The sequence below is a fragment of the Streptomyces kunmingensis genome (assembly GCF_039533535.1).
In the GTDB taxonomy this organism is placed as follows: domain Bacteria; phylum Actinomycetota; class Actinomycetes; order Streptomycetales; family Streptomycetaceae; genus Streptomyces; species Streptomyces kunmingensis.
The window spans coordinates 423,040-440,878 of sequence record NZ_BAAATS010000017.1; the positions used below are offsets into that span (position 1 = coordinate 423,040).

Annotated in this window: 20 protein-coding genes and 1 tRNA gene; 8 read left to right on the forward strand and 13 right to left on the reverse strand. The window is 68.4% G+C overall.

The features are described 5' to 3' along the window. Positions 1 to 324 (reverse strand): GntR family transcriptional regulator (locus ABD366_RS21345; RefSeq protein ID WP_425576964.1); only part of this gene is annotated, 324 nt, incomplete at its 3' end. A 145-nt stretch (positions 325 to 469) separates the two neighbouring features. Between ABD366_RS21345 and ABD366_RS21350 the strand changes: the two genes are divergently transcribed. Genes ABD366_RS21350 through ABD366_RS21360 form a run of 3 tightly spaced genes read left to right on the forward strand, consistent with a single transcriptional unit; the run spans position 470 to position 1,594 of the window. Then, a complete protein-coding gene (locus ABD366_RS21350; protein ID WP_324771327.1) occupies positions 470 to 739 on the forward strand; it encodes a hypothetical protein in 270 nt (89 codons plus the stop codon). A gap of 28 nt (positions 740 to 767) precedes the next feature. Further along, the gene (locus ABD366_RS21355) at positions 768 to 1,058 is read left to right on the forward strand and encodes a hypothetical protein (RefSeq protein ID WP_324771326.1); all 291 of its coding nucleotides are present in this window, start codon (positions 768 to 770) and stop codon (positions 1,056 to 1,058) included. Next, positions 1,058 to 1,594 carry an ATP-binding protein gene (locus tag ABD366_RS21360; protein WP_324771325.1) on the forward strand — a complete coding sequence of 179 codons (537 nt, stop codon included), beginning with the start codon at positions 1,058 to 1,060 and terminating at the stop codon, positions 1,592 to 1,594. The genes ABD366_RS21355 and ABD366_RS21360 overlap by 1 nt, the downstream gene beginning before the upstream one ends. 63 nt (positions 1,595 to 1,657) lie before the next feature. On the opposite strand, the gene ABD366_RS21365 is transcribed toward ABD366_RS21360, so the two are convergent. The 4 genes from ABD366_RS21365 to ABD366_RS21380 form a co-directional block, all read right to left on the reverse strand. Beyond that, entirely contained in the window at positions 1,658 to 2,131 is a 474-nt protein-coding gene (locus ABD366_RS21365) for a hypothetical protein (protein ID WP_324771324.1), read from the reverse strand. A 108-nt stretch (positions 2,132 to 2,239) separates the two neighbouring features. After that, a complete protein-coding gene (locus tag ABD366_RS21370; protein WP_324771323.1) occupies positions 2,240 to 2,653 on the reverse strand; it encodes an Imm10 family immunity protein in 414 nt (137 codons plus the stop codon). A 53-nt stretch (positions 2,654 to 2,706) separates the two neighbouring features. After that, positions 2,707 to 3,099 carry a S1 family peptidase gene (locus ABD366_RS21375; RefSeq protein ID WP_324771322.1) on the reverse strand — a complete coding sequence of 131 codons (393 nt, stop codon included), beginning with the start codon at positions 3,097 to 3,099 and terminating at the stop codon, positions 2,707 to 2,709. Further along, complete coding sequence (locus ABD366_RS21380; RefSeq protein ID WP_324771321.1) at positions 3,096 to 3,266, reverse strand: hypothetical protein; 171 nt, start codon at positions 3,264 to 3,266, stop codon at positions 3,096 to 3,098. Before ABD366_RS21380 ends, ABD366_RS21375 begins: the two co-directional genes overlap by 4 nt. Before the next feature lie 95 nt (positions 3,267 to 3,361). Here ABD366_RS21380 and ABD366_RS21385 point away from each other — a divergent pair, with 95 nt between their 5' ends. The 3 genes from ABD366_RS21385 (at position 3,362) to ABD366_RS21395 (ending at position 5,884) form a co-directional block, all read left to right on the forward strand. Further along, entirely contained in the window at positions 3,362 to 3,673 is a 312-nt protein-coding gene (locus ABD366_RS21385; protein WP_324771320.1) for a hypothetical protein, read from the forward strand. A gap of 128 nt (positions 3,674 to 3,801) precedes the next feature. Further along, a complete protein-coding gene (locus tag ABD366_RS21390; RefSeq protein WP_324771319.1) occupies positions 3,802 to 5,409 on the forward strand; it encodes a restriction endonuclease fold toxin-2 domain-containing protein in 1,608 nt (535 codons plus the stop codon). A gap of 25 nt (positions 5,410 to 5,434) precedes the next feature. After that, entirely contained in the window at positions 5,435 to 5,884 is a 450-nt protein-coding gene (locus ABD366_RS21395) for a hypothetical protein (protein WP_324771318.1), read from the forward strand. A 314-nt stretch (positions 5,885 to 6,198) separates the two neighbouring features. On the opposite strand, the gene ABD366_RS21400 is transcribed toward ABD366_RS21395, so the two are convergent. From ABD366_RS21400 to ABD366_RS21410, 3 genes are all read right to left on the reverse strand, one after another. Next, the gene (locus ABD366_RS21400; protein ID WP_324771317.1) at positions 6,199 to 10,212 is read right to left on the reverse strand and encodes an nSTAND1 domain-containing NTPase; all 4,014 of its coding nucleotides are present in this window, start codon (positions 10,210 to 10,212) and stop codon (positions 6,199 to 6,201) included. A gap of 450 nt (positions 10,213 to 10,662) precedes the next feature. Further along, the gene (locus ABD366_RS21405) at positions 10,663 to 11,211 is read right to left on the reverse strand and encodes a hypothetical protein (RefSeq protein WP_324771316.1); all 549 of its coding nucleotides are present in this window, start codon (positions 11,209 to 11,211) and stop codon (positions 10,663 to 10,665) included. Positions 11,212 to 11,323: 112 nt separating this feature from the next. After that, positions 11,324 to 11,773, reverse strand: a complete 450-nt coding sequence (locus ABD366_RS21410; RefSeq protein WP_324771315.1) for a DoxX family protein — start codon at positions 11,771 to 11,773, stop codon at positions 11,324 to 11,326. A 170-nt stretch (positions 11,774 to 11,943) separates the two neighbouring features. Between ABD366_RS21410 and ABD366_RS21415 the strand changes: the two genes are divergently transcribed. Together ABD366_RS21415 and ABD366_RS21420 are read left to right on the forward strand one after the other, a co-directional pair. Continuing rightward, positions 11,944 to 13,161 (forward strand): amidohydrolase family protein, encoded by a 1,218-nt coding sequence (locus tag ABD366_RS21415; RefSeq protein ID WP_324771314.1) that lies wholly within the window; start codon positions 11,944 to 11,946, stop codon positions 13,159 to 13,161. Between the two features lie 66 nt (positions 13,162 to 13,227). After that, a complete protein-coding gene (locus ABD366_RS21420; protein WP_324771313.1) occupies positions 13,228 to 14,148 on the forward strand; it encodes an FkbM family methyltransferase in 921 nt (306 codons plus the stop codon). A 56-nt stretch (positions 14,149 to 14,204) separates the two neighbouring features. On the opposite strand, the gene ABD366_RS21425 is transcribed toward ABD366_RS21420, so the two are convergent. The 5 genes from ABD366_RS21425 to ABD366_RS21445 all read right to left on the reverse strand — a co-directional run bounded on the left by ABD366_RS21425 (position 14,205) and on the right by ABD366_RS21445 (position 17,633). Continuing rightward, the gene (locus ABD366_RS21425; protein ID WP_324771312.1) at positions 14,205 to 14,966 is read right to left on the reverse strand and encodes a glycosyltransferase family 2 protein; all 762 of its coding nucleotides are present in this window, start codon (positions 14,964 to 14,966) and stop codon (positions 14,205 to 14,207) included. A gap of 3 nt (positions 14,967 to 14,969) precedes the next feature. Beyond that, positions 14,970 to 15,758 (reverse strand): GntR family transcriptional regulator, encoded by a 789-nt coding sequence (locus ABD366_RS21430; RefSeq protein ID WP_324771311.1) that lies wholly within the window; start codon positions 15,756 to 15,758, stop codon positions 14,970 to 14,972. A gap of 79 nt (positions 15,759 to 15,837) precedes the next feature. Next, the gene (locus tag ABD366_RS21435; RefSeq protein WP_344442260.1) at positions 15,838 to 16,644 is read right to left on the reverse strand and encodes a hypothetical protein; all 807 of its coding nucleotides are present in this window, start codon (positions 16,642 to 16,644) and stop codon (positions 15,838 to 15,840) included. 113 nt (positions 16,645 to 16,757) lie between these two features. After that, positions 16,758 to 16,831: transfer RNA gene (locus tag ABD366_RS21440), tRNA-Pro, on the reverse strand. Between the two features lie 52 nt (positions 16,832 to 16,883). After that, positions 16,884 to 17,633 carry a Pr6Pr family membrane protein gene (locus tag ABD366_RS21445; RefSeq protein WP_324771309.1) on the reverse strand — a complete coding sequence of 250 codons (750 nt, stop codon included), beginning with the start codon at positions 17,631 to 17,633 and terminating at the stop codon, positions 16,884 to 16,886. Positions 17,634 to 17,839: the final 206 nt, after the last annotated feature.

Genomic DNA, 17,839 nt, shown 5'->3' on the forward strand with positions numbered 1-17,839 from the left:
GTGCGATTCCCAGGTACCGGTGACACCACGTTCGCGCAGGTCGGCGCGGAACGGTGAGCCGCCACGGTCTTCCCGGTGCCGTGAGCGGACCATGCGCATACGTTCGCGCGGCCTGCGCACGTACGTCCCCGATCCGGCGCGCCCCTCCAGCAGTCCCTCGGTGATCAGCCGATCCATGGCCCGCTGCGTGACGTTGCGCCCGACCCCGTACTCATCGGCCAATCGCGCCCGCGACGGCAGTCGCGTACCGACGTCCCACTCACCCGCGAGGATGCGGGCGCGCAGCGACTCGGCGATTTCGAGATACGGCGCCTCACGGGGCATGGCGGCTCTCCGGTGGTGGGGCAGTGCAAGAACGACAACTGCGAACAATCCCAACGACATTGACAAGCTACTGCATCAGGTAGAAGCTACTGAAGTAGAAATACTCTCCGCGTTCAAGTGACTACGGGGCCTACTTGTGTGCCTGATGAGATCCAGAGCGGTATCGCTGGCCGCGCAGCTCACCGCGCTGACGGGACACGAGGTCCGCTTCGAGGAGGCCTGCGGCCGTATCCGCCTCACCTGCGCGCTGTCTCCGCAACTCGAGGAACGTGGCCGTCGGCTACTGCTGATCGCCCTGGCCGACGCGGACCGGTACGGCCATGACGTAACGGCAGAGGGAGCACAGATCTGGGCCGTGATCGCGGCCGAGGACGAGTGGCCGGAACCTGATGCCACACCTTCGAGAGGAAGTTGAAGCTATGCGTGCTCGACTCTCACGACTGATGCACCGAGCGAGAAACTTCCTGCACCCGACCGGCCGGCACAGACTCGGCGCGTCACTTCCCCCGCCTCCGGTGATCCCGCCGCTGATGCCGCATCTGGCCGCCACGGTCCGCCCGTGGCACACCCTCATCGACGGAGCGACCACTCCTCTCGTGCGCCCGTACCTCGTGGCTCACGAACACGAGGAGACGGCCCGTCTGCAACGCCTACGCCGGGACACGCTCTGGTGCGCCACGTACGGCATCGATCTCGACGACCGGAACATCCACGACGCACTGAGGGCGGCCTGATGAACCGCGAAGTACTGACGTCACTGGCAGTCGACTTGCCGAACGCCCTCAGGGACACCTTGCGCATCGCGCGAGCACGCGGCACGGCGACGTCCTGCCTATTGGCAATGTGCCCCTACAAATCAACGGAGCTGCGCTCCTGCACCATGCTCCGTCTCCGCGGCGACGACTACTCGGCTGCCCGCCTTGCCCGCCATCACCTACGCGACGCGGCCGAGGCATGGAGGCTGAGCCCACAGACGATCGATGACCTGGTGACCGTGGCGGGGGAACTGATGGCGAACGCGCTTGAGCACGGCCGCGGCGGCACCGTCACACTTTCCAGCGCACTGACCGCGAACGCGCTCACGCTCACCGTCACGGACGAAGGAAGCCCCGAGGACCGCCCCCTGCCACCACTCCCGCCAGGCCCACCGCCCCCGGACGTGGAGCGCGGCCGCGGCCTACTGATCGTGGAGGCCCTCACAACGCGCTGGGGGAGCAGAAGGACTGCAACGGGGCTGATGGTGTGGGCTGAGTTGCCGGCATCTCAGTGACCGCGCGAGCCCCGCAGCCAAAAGTGCAGCTGAGGCCCATCTGGTTGTCACGCAGTTGGACACTCACAGCCCTCCACCTCCGTAGCGGTTCCGTAGGTCAGTCGTGACGTCCGACATGATGCTCGTTGCCTGCTGTGGAGAGCTCTCTGCCAACGGCATCTCAACCTGCGGGTCATAGGCCGTCAGGCCGGTCTCCTTCTCCACGAGCGCGGAGAGGGCGAAGAGCTTGCCGAGCGTTGTCGCAGCACTGTCACCGGCGTGCCAGTAGGGCACCGTGATGCTCACCTCGTCACCGAATACGGACAGGTCGATACCGGTGTCGGAGTGGCTGAGGTCGCGTGACTCCTGCTCGTACTCCGTGATGTCCACATCGCCGAGCAGTGCGCGGGCCTGCGGCACTATTCGCTGCCACGCTTCGAGGAGCTCGGCGGGTATCCGCCCGCTGTCTTCGGTCGCGGCCGCGGCCTCGGCGGCTTCCAGGACGTCGTCCCAGGACTGCCCCTCGTCCCGGGTCAGAAAGTAGATGTCGTAGCTCATCGCGGGATCGTAGAGCCAGTGGCTCTCGCCCTGCGCGCTGCCCGCCCGTGACCGTGGTTCCCCGTGAGTTGCCGGTCTATCGGGCACGGATGGGACACGAAGTTCTCGTTACGCCCTGATCAGTCTGGGACGGGCCTCTGGACGGCCGTATTGAAGGATGCGCGGGAGGACTTCACGCATGCGTGCCAAGTCCTCAGCTGGGGCTCGAAGCAGCGCCTCGACGACAGGGTCGGTCAGGCCGAGGTCGTCCAGCGACTCAGGATCCAACGTCACCCGCAGCACGTCGTTGTCCAGCTGTACTTCGCGTACGCAGCCGTAGGCAGTGCCCTGGTCAGGTGTGACGAGGCAGTGCGTGTCCATGCCCAGGGACACTTCCTGTGCGTCGGGCTGGTCGAAGTCGCACATGAACAACAGCGAAAATCCGTCCTCGTCGTCCGACTCCGCCACACCTGCCATCAGGCAGTCGTCCATCTCTGGATCATCGAACCCGCACGCAATCAGCGCCGTGAACCTGTATGTCATGCGGGTGTTCTAGCACTGAGGTCTGACGGTCGATGGGGCGGCCGGTAGGACGGCTACGCGGTGGCCCGCTCGATCCATGCGCGGTGGGCGGTCAGGTCGGTGTAGATGCCGGGGCCGGTGGCGCACTTCGGGTCGGCGTCGCCGTCGCGGCTGGTCGCCCCGATCAGTTCCCACCGCCCGGGACGGCCCTTGATCTGCGGGCCGCCGGAGTCGAGGATGCACGCCTGCGCGTTCTCGGTGGGGCTGTCGGTGCACAGCTCGTTGCGCGCGTTGTAGTTCTCGCCGCACCGTTCGTCGGCGACGAGCTCGGTGTCCAACTCCTGCAACGTGACCGGCGGGTGAGGGCACTCGCTGCCGTCCTCGCAGGTCATGCCCCAGCCGAGGATTCGGGTCTTGGTCCCCACGGGCCCGGACGCGGCGGCCACCTTGATCGGCTTCGCGTTCACGGGGTGGCAGCCGTCAGCCCCAGGTCCGCGGCCCGTGCGGGCAGGACGGGCGATCGCGGCACGGGCCGCGCAGCGAGGCTCTGCGCCGTGCCTCCGTCCCGGGAGGGCAGGAGGGCCCCGTTGCGCAGCGTGTTCATGAGGCGGTGGGTGCGACTGGTGGTACTCACCCGGCGAGGATAGGAGGAGCCCCCGGGTCCTCTCCATCCCGATCGGTTCGGGTCGGGTCGGGTCGTAGCGTCCGGTCGGGTCGTAGCGTGGGTACATGATCGGTATGAGGCAGATCGAGAGCGACGAAGCCCGCAGGATCGTGGATTCGGACGCGGTCCGTCCGCCTGGAGAGCTCCTCCGGATCGCCGAAGCCCGTCACGAGGGAGGCAGAGGCGGGCTGGGGCTCGAGTACGGCCGGGACGAGGAAGCCCCTGACCGCTACCTCTTCTCGACCGACGTCGAGGACGCCGACGGCATCGTCTGGCACCTGCTCCTGGACGCGCACTCGGGCGACATCGTCGCGGACGTGCGCACACCGGAGGACAACGAGGACCTGCCCGCGGAACCGGCGCCGCAAGGCCCGTGACCCATCCCGGCCCGGCCCCGGCGCCGTAGCCGAGATCACGGCAGCGATCGAGCAGCTGATGGATGTCTCGACGTGTGCGATAGAAAAGGTGGACATCGCACTGTCGTTCGTGGGGGATATGAATGGGAATGCCGCCCGACCTCAAAGTCATAGCCGACAACATGGTCAAGGCCGCCATGACGATGGTCGACAGCGTCATGCCGGGAGCGCGCGATACGGCTGTCGCCCTCTCGCACGAGCTTGCCCGTCAGAAGGGCATGGCAGGCGACGACGACGCGGGCCACGAGTTCGCAAAGGTGTACAAGCCGGCGGCGGCCACCGCCCTCGACAAGATCGGCTTCAGTGCCTACGTCATGGGAGGGACCGGCCGTGGGCTTATGCGCAACGTGCGTGAGTTCATGGCCCGGGAGAGCGATGTCGCCTCAAAGATCCTCGGGCAGCAGGTCGACATGACGTACGCCATGGGTAACCCGGACGAGGACTGCGACGAGAGGTTCACCGACCTCGGACAGGAACTGGAAGAGATCATCGGTGAGACCTCGGGGTGGGATCAGTTCGCGCCGGGCGGGCAGAGCGACCGATTCCGGGGGTCGCCGGAGAAGCTCCGTGATGTGGCTGACTGCTGGCGCCGTGGCGGCAAGCTGATGGTGCGGTTCCTGGAGGATGCCCAGGCATGCGCGCACACTGCGGACAAGGCTCACTCCGGTGAGGCCGCGAACGCGTTCCACAAGTACTTCGCGGGGTTCGTGGGTTTCGCCGCGCCGCCGGACAACGCCCAGCAGGACGAGACGCTCGTGGCGAACCTCGTGGCCGCGTGCAACCAGCTGGCGAAGGCATGTGACCAGTACGCGGATCATGTGGACGCCGCGAAGGAGAAGATCCGTCAGCACCAGACGGGACCGCATTTGGACAACCCCTTCAAGTCGCCCATGTTCGGCGGCAACGGATACGACGGCGGCCTCAAGGACGCCGTCCTCGACGATCCGTGGATCCGCCGACTGGGCAGCGTCGCGCACGCACTGGACAGCTCCGAGGCGCGCGTGAAGCTCCCGCCGGGATCGGATGACCGGCCCGGCCTGCCCGGGCTTCCTCTCGTGCCCATTCCGATCCCCGCACCCGCGCCCTTCGTTCTCGCCTCCTACGACGGCGCAATGCCCGGCATCATGCCTGCCGCGTACCGGCCTGTGGATCCGAACATCCCGTGGGCCGCTCCTCTGGCGCCCGTTCCGGGCACCACCAGGCTCCTGAGCGCAGGCGAACGTCAGGACTTCAACACCTTCGTGAACAGCCTCAGCCCGCATACCTTCGGCGGCGGCAGCAAGGACCCCACCACCCCGGAGAACGCGTACCAGCTCCGCACGGCCGGTTACCCGGAGCGGAAGATCCCGCTTCCGGCCGGCTCTCCCAAGGGGGCCATCGCCGCGGACGGTATGCGCCCTGCCGATGGCTACATGGTCGATGCCAAGTACGTGAAAAACCAGCAGGGCTGCTTCCGTAAGCCGAGCACCTTCGATCTTGCGGACAAGTACAAGGCCAACGGTGACAAGGCGTGGAGTCCCAAGGACGTTCTCGTGGGCAAGGATGAGAAGGAACTGGGCGAGTACAAGCTGGCCATGGACTCGCACCAGCAGATTCGCGGGCTGGAGATCGTCACCAATGACCAGGACTCCGTGGCTTATTGGCAGACCCTCATGGCAAACAAAGGGGTTTACGGAACAAGTCGGTACGTTCCGTAGCCCGCACCGAAGGAGCTGACACCTCATGGATCTCGACGACTACCAGACGTCGTTCCTCCTCTACGCGCCCGCCAAGAACCCGCACGGCTGGAACCTCGACCTTAAATCCTTCGCGGAAGCGCTCCAGGCCGCCTTTCCGGAGGCTCGCTGTGCTGTACAGCAGAGCGACGTCTCCCCAGGCACCGTCCGCCTGCAGTTCTACACCGTGACTGACGAGGGCGAGGAGTTCGACGGCCTAGCCAACACCGACGGACGCGACAACGTCCTGCTCATCGACAACACCGCGGCCGAGGCGGCCGTGTTCATCGAGTGGCTGCGTGACTCGGTGCTCCCCGACCCCGATCTGATCCGCTTCAGTTCGGAGCTCGCCGTCGAATCGGGGATCGAGACGGACTGGCGTGTACCCGCTGTCGGTCACCGCGAGGCCATCATCGACGAGCTGAAGCAGCACATCCGTGTCGTAGCAGGCATGTGACCGGAACGAGTCGCGTCGAGGTCGGGGGCATCCCAGCCCCGGAACGGCCTGATCTTCGTAGGTACCGAGGCAGGACCGGTGCGCGGACCCGGACGCGCTTCTGGGCGCACTGATGATCCAGCGTGTGGGGCGGCGTCCACGGGACCGCGACTTCACGCGAAGGCCCGACCGCTGACGACGGGGGATGCATCAGCGATCGGGCTGTGGCCAACGGTACAAGCGCAGCTGGGTGTTGCGGCAGGGCCGACCAGCCAGTATGGCTCGATGTGATCGTTATCACGCACCGTGAGAAGCGGGGCAGAAGGCGTGAATCGTCAGTCACCGCAGGGCGGTTCGAACGAGAGACGAGGCAAGTACTCGTCCCACTTCTCCCGTGTCAGGACACCCCGGGTGGTGGTGCAGATGTGGTGGATCGCCGCGTCGGTGTCCAAGTTCCAGAGGCGGACGGTATCGGCGCCGCTCGACACTCCGAGCATGTTGCTGTGGGGGCGGAACGACAAGAAGCTGCCCGTCTTGGCGTTGGGGCTCATCGATTGGCCGATGGGCGATGCCTCGGAGGGGCGCGAGACATCCCAGAGCCGAACCGAGTTGTCATTGCCGCCGCTCGCCAGGCTGCGGCCGTCCGGGCTGAACGTCAGGGACACCACCGCATCGGTGTGGCCGGTCAGGGGAGAGCCGAGGCGGGCCGTCCTCCGAGGTCTGGTCACGTCCCAGAGCCGGACGGAGCCGTCGTCGCTGCCGCTGGCCAGCGTGTGCCCGTCCGGGCTGTAGGCAACGGTGTTGATGGCTCCCAGGTGTCCTGCGAGCGGTGCGCCGAGCCGCGAAGCGTGACGCGGATCCGACACGTCCCAGAGCCGGACCGTCCCGTCCGCGCTGCCGCTCGCCAGAGTCCGTCCGTCGGGGCCGAAGGCGAGGGCATTGACGTAGCCCTTGTGGCCGGTGAGCGAGGGGCCGACAGACCGAGGCCGGGACGGATCGCTGACGTTCCACAGCTGTACGGTGCGGTCGGTCCGGGCCGTGGCCAGTGTCCGTCCGTCCGGGCTGAACGCGAGCGCCCGAGGACCTGCGAACCGGGTCTGCAGGGCCATCGGTGGCCCGTAGGGGACCGCCCGGGCCGGGTCCGTGACGTTCCACAGTTGTACCGCGTGGGTTCCTGTCAGCACCGCCAATGTGTGGCCGTCAGGAGAGAAGGCGAGCGAACGCGGGTCCCCATTACCGGGGTTGAACGGCTCACCCATCGCCACGGGCCGGTTGGGGCGCGCCACATTCCACAGCCGCACCTTGTTGTCGCCGGCAGCCGTGGCGAGCACCTTCGCGTCGGGACGGAAGGCTCCGATGCGGCCGATCACGTCCGACGTCGGTACCGACCACAGGCGGACTTTGTTGTCACCGCTGCCCGTGGCGAGGGTTCTCCCGTCGGGGCTGAAACCGATGGCGTACATCTCTCCGCTGCCGCCTGCGAGGGGTTCGCCGACCTGCGAGGGGCGGGACGGATCACTGACGTTCCACAGTCTGGCCTTACTGTCGGCGCTGCCGTCGGCGAGCATCGTCCCGGCGGAGTTGAAAGCCACGGACCATATGGGGCCGGTGTGTCCGGTGAGGGGCGCGCCGAGCGACTTCGCATGGCGCGGATCGGCGACGTTCCAGAGGCGGACGGTACGGTCCGCGCCGCCGCTGGCGAGGGTGCGGCCGTCGGGATTGAAGGCAACCGAGTGCACCGTGCCGGTGTGGCCGGTCAGTACCGGGCCGAGCGACTTCGGGTGACGTGGATCGGCCATGTCCCACAACCTGATCGCGCCCTCGTCACCCCCGGCTGCCAAAGTCCGTCCGTCCGGGCTGAATGCCACGGATCGTACGGCCGCGGTGTGGCCGGTCAGCGTGGACAGCGCCTTCGGACGCCGCGGTTCATCCACCTTCCACAGACGTACGGTGTGGTCGTTATTGGCAGAGGCGAGCGTGTGCCCGTCCGGGCTGAAGGCAAGCAGATAGATGGCGCCGCCGTTCCCCGTCACGGGTGCGCCCAATGGTCGTGGATGCCCGGGGTCCCGCACGTCCCACAGCCGGATCGTGCCGTCCTCCGAAGCGCTGGCGAGGGTGGTGCCATCCGGGCTGAAGACCGCAGTGCTCACCCAACTCGTGTGGCCGGTGAGCGGTTTGCCCAGGAGCTCGGGCTCGTTCGGGTCCGACACGTCCCACAGACGGACGGTACGGTCGTAGCTGGCGGTGGCCAGGAGCTTTCCGTTCGGGCTGAACGAGGTGAGGTAGACGGCGCCGGTGTGGCCGGAAAGCGGTGAGGCCAACGGCGCGTTCACGATGGAGAGCAGCCGATTCTTCGTGTCTTCGTCGTCCGGCCGCAGGCGGTGCGCCACCAGGTCGAGTTGAGCGGACAGAGACGGGTCGGAGTCCTGGGCCCGGTCGGCTTCCGCTATCACCTGCTGAAACACGGCGTCGTTCCGCTGCTCCCATGCGATCGCTGCCGCGGTGACAGCGAGCATGGCCAGGACGGCCAACGCCGACACCGCACCACGCCTGAGCAGAACCGTGCGCTTACGCAGCTTGCCCGAAGCCGCCAGGAAGTCGGACGCGACCCGGGTCAGGTACGTGTCACCGGCAGACCTCATCCAGGCGCGGGCGTGGTCCAGCCGGGATCCCCGATAGAGCAGCGCGGAATCGCGGTCGGACTCCTGCCAGGCCCTGCCGTCTTCTTCCAGCCGCTGACGCAGCAGATGGTCGCTCTTGCCCTCGTCGATCCAGCCGCGCAGCCGCGGCCAGGCATGGAGCAGGGCCTCATGCGTGATCTCGACGGTCTCCGCGTCCAGAGTCACCAATCGAGCGCGCACCAGAGCCTCGAGCGACTGCTCCGTTTTCGCGGGGTCGGTCGACTCCTGCGCCAACTGGCGCCGTGTCCCGCGTCTCCGTGTGGCATGGGTGTCCTCGCCAAGGCGCACCAGTCTGAGGAGAAGCTGCCTGGCGGCGGTCCGTGCCGCCGGGTCGAGGTCGGACCAAGCGCGCTCGGCGGTAGCCGCCACCGCTCCCTGCATTCCGCCCGCCGCGCGGTAGCCGGCCAGGGTCAGCCTGCCCGACTTGCGCCGCTGCCAGGTGGCGAGCATGGCATGGGAGAGGAGCGGGAGCACTCCGGCGTCGTGGGCACCGCGCGGCCCGTCGGAGCTCACTTCGCGGACGATCAATTCCGCCAGCCCGGGTTCGAGTTCCAGGCCCACGGCCCTGGCGGGTCCTGTCACCGCCTTGCGCAGATCTGCGGTGGTCAGCGGACCCAGCACCGTGTGCCGGTGTTGCAGCGCGTGGGCCAGTTCGGGATACCCGAGGCACTCCTCGTAGAAATCAGCACGTATGCCCAGGACTACGAGCGCGGACGCCTCCTCACCGCTGTCCGCGGGCGAGCCTGCGGTGTGGAGAAGCCGGATGAAGGCGTGCCTGTCCGTCTCGTCCGAGCAGAGGGTGAACATCTCCTCGAACTGATCCACGATGATGACGGGGCGGGCAGCGGAGGGTGCCGAGCGCTGAGCCCACGAGGCGACGGCCTGTCGCACATCCTGCGCAAACTGTCGCGTACCGGATGAGCGTGAGGTGGGATCCCGTACGGCCGAGGAGACGGGGGCGAGCTCGGGGATCTGCCTGGTCAGCTCGGCGAGAGGATCGCTGCCGGGGACGAGCTGCACCACCGGCCCGGCACGACCGTCCTCACCGCCGAGTTCGCCGCTCTGCAGCGCCGGCACCAGGCCCGCGTTCAGCAGGGACGACTTTCCCGCCCCCGACGCGCCCACGAGCATGACCAGGCCGCCCGTCACGTCTGCCGCGCGGAGCAGGCCGATGAGGGTCTCTGTACTGTGCTCGCGACCGAAGAACCACTGAGCATCCTGCTGGCGATACGAGGCCAGCCCCCGATACGGACACACGCTCGCGGCGGTCGGCGCTTCGGCCGGGAGCTGCTCCGTGTCTTCGACGGTCGCCGCCTCGCGGTCGCCCACCGGATCGGCCACGGCGCTTTCCCACAGGAGGAGCCAGTGCGCCATGTCGTAGAGGCCGGTGGAGACCGGTGCCGGCCGGTTGCGCCGGGCTTCGGGAATCAGGACGTGCAGCACCGCACCCAGGGCAGTGAACTGGGCAGGCACGTTCCTGGCCCGGCGCCAGTCGCTGATCCGCTGCGCGGACACTCGGATGGGGCGACCCCGCTCATCGACCCGCTGAAGGCGGGCGACCGCTTCGGACACGCGCTTGAGGGGAGGGTTGCCGGCTTCCCTGTACAGCAGCGCGAGGCGTTCCGCGAAGGCCGTCCGTGCCCCCGAGTCGGGACTCAAGGCCTCCACCCCCTACTGCTGTGACACCTGTGCATCCGGACCGGAAAACTCACCTTATAGGTCTGACCTGCGCTTATGGCATCCGGTTGATGAGCCGACCTCCTCCGTCGGCTACACGAATGGCAGTATCACGCCGCAGTAGCGAACCGAACACGCTGTGTCCGAGCAGTCATCTTCCCAGCGCTCGGAGAGGCCATTCACGGCGCCCGCGCCTTTTGTCGAAGAACCTCGTGCAGTCGTTCTTGTCCGGGCCACTGCGCTTCGCAAGTGGCTCCGGAGATCGCTTGCCCCGCGCCGCTACGCCGACGCAGCGCGAGGCGGGGCAGTCCGCGTCGTTCGGTGCCGGTCCGCACGAGGGGAGGGACCGGCACTGGAACGATGCAGATCTGGATGCGGCTCTGGATGCGGCTCTGGATGCGGATTGTTCCGTGGCCGCGACGCGACGATGGTCCTACCTCGTCATAGGTGCATCATCCACATCACTTCGGCACTGCCTACGCCGGCCGCCACGCCGGGTATCTTCTCGCCCGGGACGATCCACCCCGCGTTCTCGGCTGCTTTCACCGCAGCTTTCTCCGCCGCGTCGGCCCGCTCGTTGAGCTCCTCGTCGTGGCCCATGTACTCCGCTCCTGCCGCGGCCGCGGCGGCCTGTGACGCCTTGAGAGCGGCTTGCGCGGCCTGGGCGGAGGCTTCGGCGCCGGCATCGACGCGCTGTCCCATCTGCGCGGCCTGCGCTGCGGAGGCCGCCGCGTTCCGGGCACAGCGTGAATCCGCGGCGGGATCCGCGGCACTCTCTCCCAGCATGGCGAGTGCCTGAGCTGCCACCCGAGCGGCGTGAGCCGCCTTCCAGACGGCGTCGGCATGGGCATCGGCGTCGGCGCCCTGTTCCTCGACATAGCGGCTGAGGGCGGCCGCACGGGCCGCGGCACTCTCTGCCCGGGCCGCATGACCCGCACGCAGAGCCGCCTTCGTCATCGGTCCCTCATCCTCGTGGTTGTCCTGCTTCACCGGCATCTCCTTGTCCGCCCGAGCGACAGATGTGCCGGGCAGGGTGACACCTCACCCCGCAACAGGCCAGAGGCACGCTTCGGCTCGGCGGAGACACCCTGAGCCGCCGTCGCTACCGGAAAAGCCCCAGCGCCGCGTCCAGCGACCAGGCCTGCCACCCCATTCCGAGCAACGCGACGAGCGCGATCAGGCTCATCATCAGGTTCTGCCCCTGCTCGCTGACGTCGTGGATCATCAGCACCAGATAGATCAGGCTCAGGGCCAGCCCGCAGACCAGCGCGACGGGCGTCAGGAAGCCGGCGATGAGGCCGAGGCCGAGCGCCAGCTCCGCATACGCGACGACGTAGGCCATGAGGCGCGGCCGGGGCTTGACCACCACGGCGAACCCCGACTGCACGAACGCCCAGCGGTGTCGGTCGGCGATACCCGCGGCCCACTCGATGCCGCCGCCGTGGAACCAGGTCTTCTTGTCCTTGTGGCGCCAGCTCTCCAGCCACCACAGTCCGAGGCCGATCCGGAGCACGGCGAACCACTCGGCACCGCTGAGCCACATCGTCTGCATCCGCGCCTCCCAGGCAACCCTGACGGGGTGTCAGTTCACCGGAACACAGAACAACCCGCAAGGGGCGCGGCGCGAGCGGGGCCTTGTCGTCGATGGGCCTGGGCCATACGCTCGATCTGATGGGTCGTCAGATTCTGGCCGGGAAACCGGCAGGCAGCAGGGGGTAAGGCGTGAGCAGCAGCGAGAACGGCAGCAAGGAGATCCCCCGGGTCATCAGCGTGGATGACCACGTGATCGAGCCCGCCCACCTCTTCGACACATGGCTCCCGGAGAAGTACCGCGACCAGGGGCCCCAGCCCTTCACCGCGGGCATCGGCGAACTGGCGTACGTCGGCGGCAAGTACAAGTTCACGACCGACCCGGACGGGCAGCTCACCGACTGGTGGAGGTACGAGGGAGAGATCTTCCCGTACAAGCGCATCATCGCGGCCGTGGGCTTCTCCCGGGACGAGATGACACTCGACGGCATCACGCGTGAGCAGATGCGGCGCGGCTGCTGGGACCCCAAGGCCCGTCTGGAGGACATGGATCTCAACCACGTCGAGGCCTCCCTCTGCTTCCCGACCTTCCCGCGCTTCTGCGGACAGACCTTCGCGGAGGCCAAGGACAAGGAGGTCGGGCTCGCCTGCGTGCGCGCGTACAACGACTGGATGGTCGAGGAGTGGTGCGGCGACAGCGGCGGCCGGCTGATCCCGCTGTGCCTGATCCCGCTGTGGGACGTCGACCTCGCCGTAGCCGAGATCAGGCGGAACGCGGCTCGTGGGGTGCGCGCGGTCACGTTCTCCGAGATCCCGACGTACCTCGGACTGCCGTCGATCCACTCCGGCTACTGGGACCCGTTCTTCGCGGCCTGCGAGGAGACGGGCACTGTCGTGAACATGCACATCGGCTCCAGCTCGCAGATGCCGGCCGCCTCCCCCGACGCCCCGCCCGCGGTCCAGGCCTCGCTGAGCTTCAACAACGCCATGGCCTCGATGATGGACTTCCTGTTCTCAGGTGTCCTGGTGAAGTTCCCGTGGCTCAAACTCGCCTACAGCGAGGGCCAGATGGGATGGATCCCGTACGCCCTGGAGCGCGCCGACGACGTGTGGGAGGAGCACCGGGCCTGGGGCGGGGTGAAGGACCTGATCCCCGAGCCGCCGTCCACGTACTACTACCGGCAGATCTTCTGCTGCTTCTTCCGCGACAAGCACGGCATCGAGGCGATCGAGACGGTGGGCGTCGACAACGCGACCTTCGAGACCGACTACCCCCACGTCGACTCGACATGGCCGCACACGAAGGAGGTCGCAACCGACCACGTCGGACACCTCCCGCAGGACGTGGCGTACAAGCTTCTCCGGGGGAACGCCATCCGCATGCTGGACCTGCCGTTCGACCGGCCCTAGCGGCTACGGTGACCGGGGCCCCAAGCCGAGCGAACATGTGACCGGGGCCCCACGGAAGGCGATCAGATGACCACCCCCGCGTCCGACCTCATGACCACCCTCGGCCGGCGATACGTGCGCTACGCGCCGGGCAATGTGGGCAAGGGGCTACTGGCTGCCCAGTACCTCAACTCCCGGCTGCGGGACACGCCGAGGCAACGGGTGGCGGAGTCCCGCCACGGGGACCGGTTCGCCCTGGACACACGGGACTTGATCCAGCGCTATCTCTATCTGTTCGGCGTCTGGGAGCCGCACATGACGCGCTGGCTGGAAAGCCGCCTGCGCCCCGGTGACGTGCTGGTGGACGTGGGCGCGAACATCGGCGCGTTCTCCGTACTCGGCTCCCGCCTCGTCGGCGGCACCGGCCGGGTCGTGGCCATCGAGGCGTCGCCCGCCTTCCACCGCAGAGTGCTCCAGCACGCCGAGCTCAACCACTGCGACAACATCCGCGCGGTCAACACCGCGGTGTCGGACGAGCGGAAGACCCTGTCGTTCGTCCTGGCCAGCTCGAACAACATGGGCGCCAACTCGATAGTGCCCTACGACGGTCCGGCGGAATCGGCGTTCGAGATCGAGGCGCTTCCGCTGACGGAGGTCCTGGAGCCGGACGAGGTGGCCCGAGCCCGCGTGATCAAGATCGACGTGGAGGGGGCCGAGGGCAGCGTGGTGCGCGGGCTCGCCCCTCTGCTCGATGACCTCCGGCCGGATGCCGAGATCGCCGTGGAGATCACCCCGGAACGGATGGAACAGCTCGGCGACTCCGCGGACGAGCTGCTGGAGACCATGCGCAAACACGGCTTCCACCGGTACCGGCTGCCCACCGACTACGCGGCGGCCGGCTACCCGCGCGCGATCCGGCGCCCCGCCCCTCCTGTCCGCTGGCGGGAGCCGATCACCGGGGAGACGGAGCTGATCTTCTCGCGCACCGACGCCGAGATCCTGCTCTGACCTCGCGGGGGCCGGGCCTTACGGGCCCCGCGCCCGACCGAAGTCATGACGGGCTCTCAGCCGGAGGTGACCGGGTAGCGCCACCGGAACTGGTCCAGGGCACGGGCCCGCGCCTCGACGACCGCCATACGGGCATCACGCTCGGCCTTGTCCACATGCGAGGCGTGCCCCGTCATCTGCCCCTCCCACTTGCGGTAGAGGAGCCCGACGTCGGACGAGAACCAGCCGCGGGCCACGGAGTTGAGGGCCAGCAGGAGACCTGTGTCCTCGGACGCCGGCAGGGCCATCCAGCCCCCGAGCGCGAGGAGCAGCTCCCGGCGGACACAGAGGGTCGCCGGGTGGACCTGCGCGCGGTAGTCGTGCGATGCCCAGTGGTCGAGCACGGCCCGGCGCTCGATCGGGCCCGGCTCGGGGTCGCCGGGGAAGCCCGCGGTCGTCCCGTCCGGCAGCAGATCGAGCACGCGCGAGGTCGTCCAGCCGATGCTCGGGTCCGCTTCGAGGGCGGCCACGTCGCGGGCGAGCGCACCGGGCGCGAGCTGGTCGTCCGCGTCCAGGATCTTCACGTACTCACCGTCCGCGTGCGCCAGCGCCATGGTGCGCGCGACGCCGGGGCCGCCGGAGCGCCCCTGCCGGAAGGAAACGCGCTCGTCGTCGGGAACGTGCGGCGCGACCCGGTCGCTCTGGCCGTCCTCCTGGATCAGCCAGTGCCAGTCCCAGCCTTCGGGCAACTCCTGCTCGACGAGGGACTGGTGGGCGGCGGGCAGAAAGTGCGCCGACGGTGCGTGGACCGCCGTGATGACGATGATGCGCCGGCTCACGGCTCACCACCTTTCCAAGTGGGTCGTGAAGAGCATTTCCGTGCGGTCCCCGGGCAGCGTGACGACGGACATCTCGACGGCTCGGTCCTCGGTGTCGTAGCACGTCTTGCGCAGGACGAGCACCGCGGTACCGGGAGGCAGGCCGAGTTCCCCGGCTTCCTCGGACGTCGGCGGCCGGGCGGTGACGCGCTCGTCGACGCGGGCGATCTCGATCCCCACCGTGTGCAGCTGGTTCATCGTCCCGCCGGGCCACGGCTCCTTCGTCTCGTCCAGAAGGTCCGGGTTGGACGCGACGAGGCTGCGGATCAGGTACGAGGTCGCCAGGGCGAAGGGCGCGCGCTCGGCGCCGTACCGGGTTCGGTAGGTCCGCTCGACGAGCGGGGTGCCCTCGGCGACGCCCATCGCCTCCGCGACCTCCGGGACCGCCTCGAGCTCGCGGTACGAGGCGCGAAAGACGAGGTCGTCGACCTCCAGGCCGGTGTCCCGCTCGGTCGCACCCGTGGCGAGCCGCTGCGCCTCGGGAGCGCGGGCGCGGTTCTTCTCCCACTGATGCCGCTTGTTGTCGCGGAGGACGGGCGTGCGCGGCCGGCGCACGAACGTGCCGACGCCATGCCGCTTCTCGATCAGCCCTTCGGACTGAAGGACACGCAGGGCCTGCTGCACGGTAGGCCCACTGCGCCCACTGCTCCTGACGAGCTCGGCCTCGGAGGGCAGCCTGTCACCGGGCCCGTACTGGCCCCCACGAATCCGCCCGCGTAGCTCGTCGGCGATCCTCTCGTAGGCCTTGCCCATCCACCCTCACCGTCCCACCGACCGACGGCGCCCAGCATACGACTCCTATAGAGGTCTTGATGAGTGGTGGCGCCCGCTTCTAGAGCCCGCGTAGTGCCTCGGCGCCGTCAACCACACCGTCGCGAGTGATGCTGATGCGTTCGCCGTACAGCTGTACGTGTCGGCCGGTTGGCTCCAGGTCGCCTTCGGCGAGGTCCTCCGTTTCGTCCTGTCCTTCGACGTGTACGGAGTAGCGCCACGTTCTTTGCTGGGGCTTGGTGTCGGCGTCGTAATCAGGGAGTCCGACGATCACCTCCGCATCAACGAGGCCCAGTTCGCGGGCGTCGGAGGAGTTGCGGACCCTCACCACATCCCCCGTCTCGAACCGGGGAGCGGTGGCCGCCTCCGTTTCACCGGCCAGGGCGCCGTGCACGGCAGGGTGAAGGAAGGCCCTGCCATCGGCCGGCCGTTCCCATACGTGTGCGACCCGGTCGAAGCCGAGTGCCTGCAGGCATGCGGAGGCGGATTCGCGAGGCGTCAGGTCGATCTCGAAGTGCAGCAACTCCGGGGTGCGGTGGAAAGGCCCCCGAGCGTGCACGACGACCTCGCCGTGGGGTGCGAGAGCCGCGCGGAAGTGTTCGGTGAACGCCGCGTTCTCCGCGGGAGATGCTTCGACCCACAGGGCCAGCCAAACGAGCCGATAGGGGGCCAAAGTCATCGTCGAGGACTCCTTGGTGAACAGGTGGGCAGAACGAGCCGGCTTACGCAGCCCCGGACGTCCTGGCCGCTGGCTGTGGGGAGGATCGCGTTCGCGCTCAGCGCGCCCCTGGCGGGGATCTCCCGGCTCGTCGGCCACTCCGGGACGGCCGTGACCCAGGAGGTGCCGGCAGGCCGGTGCGGTGGTCATGGACGGCATCCTCAAGCGGGAGCCGGAGCGCTGGTCGCGCAGATGGACACACACGCAGAAACAGGTGAGGGACCTACTCTCAAGAGTAGGTCCCTCACCTGCTGTTTCGGCTGTCGGGGTGGCGGGATTTGAACCCACGACCTCTTCGTCCCGAACGAAGCGCGCTGCCAAGCTGCGCTACACCCCGATGTCGTTGCTCCGCCTTCCGGACCCGTCTGGGCCGGTCGCGGCGACATCGATTACTTTAGCGGACTGGTGGCCTGAGACGAAATCCGGTTTTCGGGGCCCCGGATCCGGGGGCGGAAGCGGTCCGCCGTGACCAGGAGCAGGGCCAGGGCGTAGAAGGCCAGGCCGAAGATCACGGCGTTGCCCAGGACACCCGCGTAGCCGTGGGCGTCGACGTCCAGGAACGGGTACGGGTAGCGGGCCGGCGTGCCCGGCGTCATGATCGCGCCGCGGACCAGGGCGAAGCCGAGGTAGGCCAGGGGATAGGCCAGCCAGATGCCCGCGTGGCGCAGGCGCAGGGTGCCGGGGCGGGTCAGCAGGAGCCAGTCCAGGACGGCGCCGATCGGGGTGACCGTGTGCAGGAGCTGGTTCGAGAGCCGGCGGGCGCCGGTCACCGCGTGGTCGGGGTCGTCCGTCATGGAGAAACCGCTGGCGTCGTTGGCCAGGACGAAGTGGTAGACGAGGCCCGTGATGCAGATGAAGAGCAGTGCGCCGCCCGTGATCAGCGGGGGGAGGGGACGGCGGGCCGTCACGGCGCGGACGGCCGACAGGGCCAGGACGATCGCCAGCAGGACGTTGGACTGGATCGTGAAGTAGCTGAGGACGCGTAGGGCGCTGTCGCTGATCGCCAGGTCGATGATGATGCCGGTTGCCGCCGCCAGGGCGATGAGCGTACGGAAGGCGGCGGCCAGGGGGCGGCGTCGTCGTGGGACCACTGCTTCCGCCGGTACCGAGCGGGCGCTGGAGGCACGGGGGTCGATCATCCACCCACCGTAGGACGGGGTGTGGCGGTGGGCGAAGGACGCGTCAGCCGACCGCGCGGCGCCCGGGTCGGTCATGAGCGCCGCCCCTGCCGCGTCAGCGGCCGCGCAACGCCCCTGCCCGGTCAGCGGGCCGTCGGCGCCGGAGCCGGTGTCACGACCGACACCCTTGCCGCGTCAGCGGCCTCCGGCACCGACCGTCGCCCCCG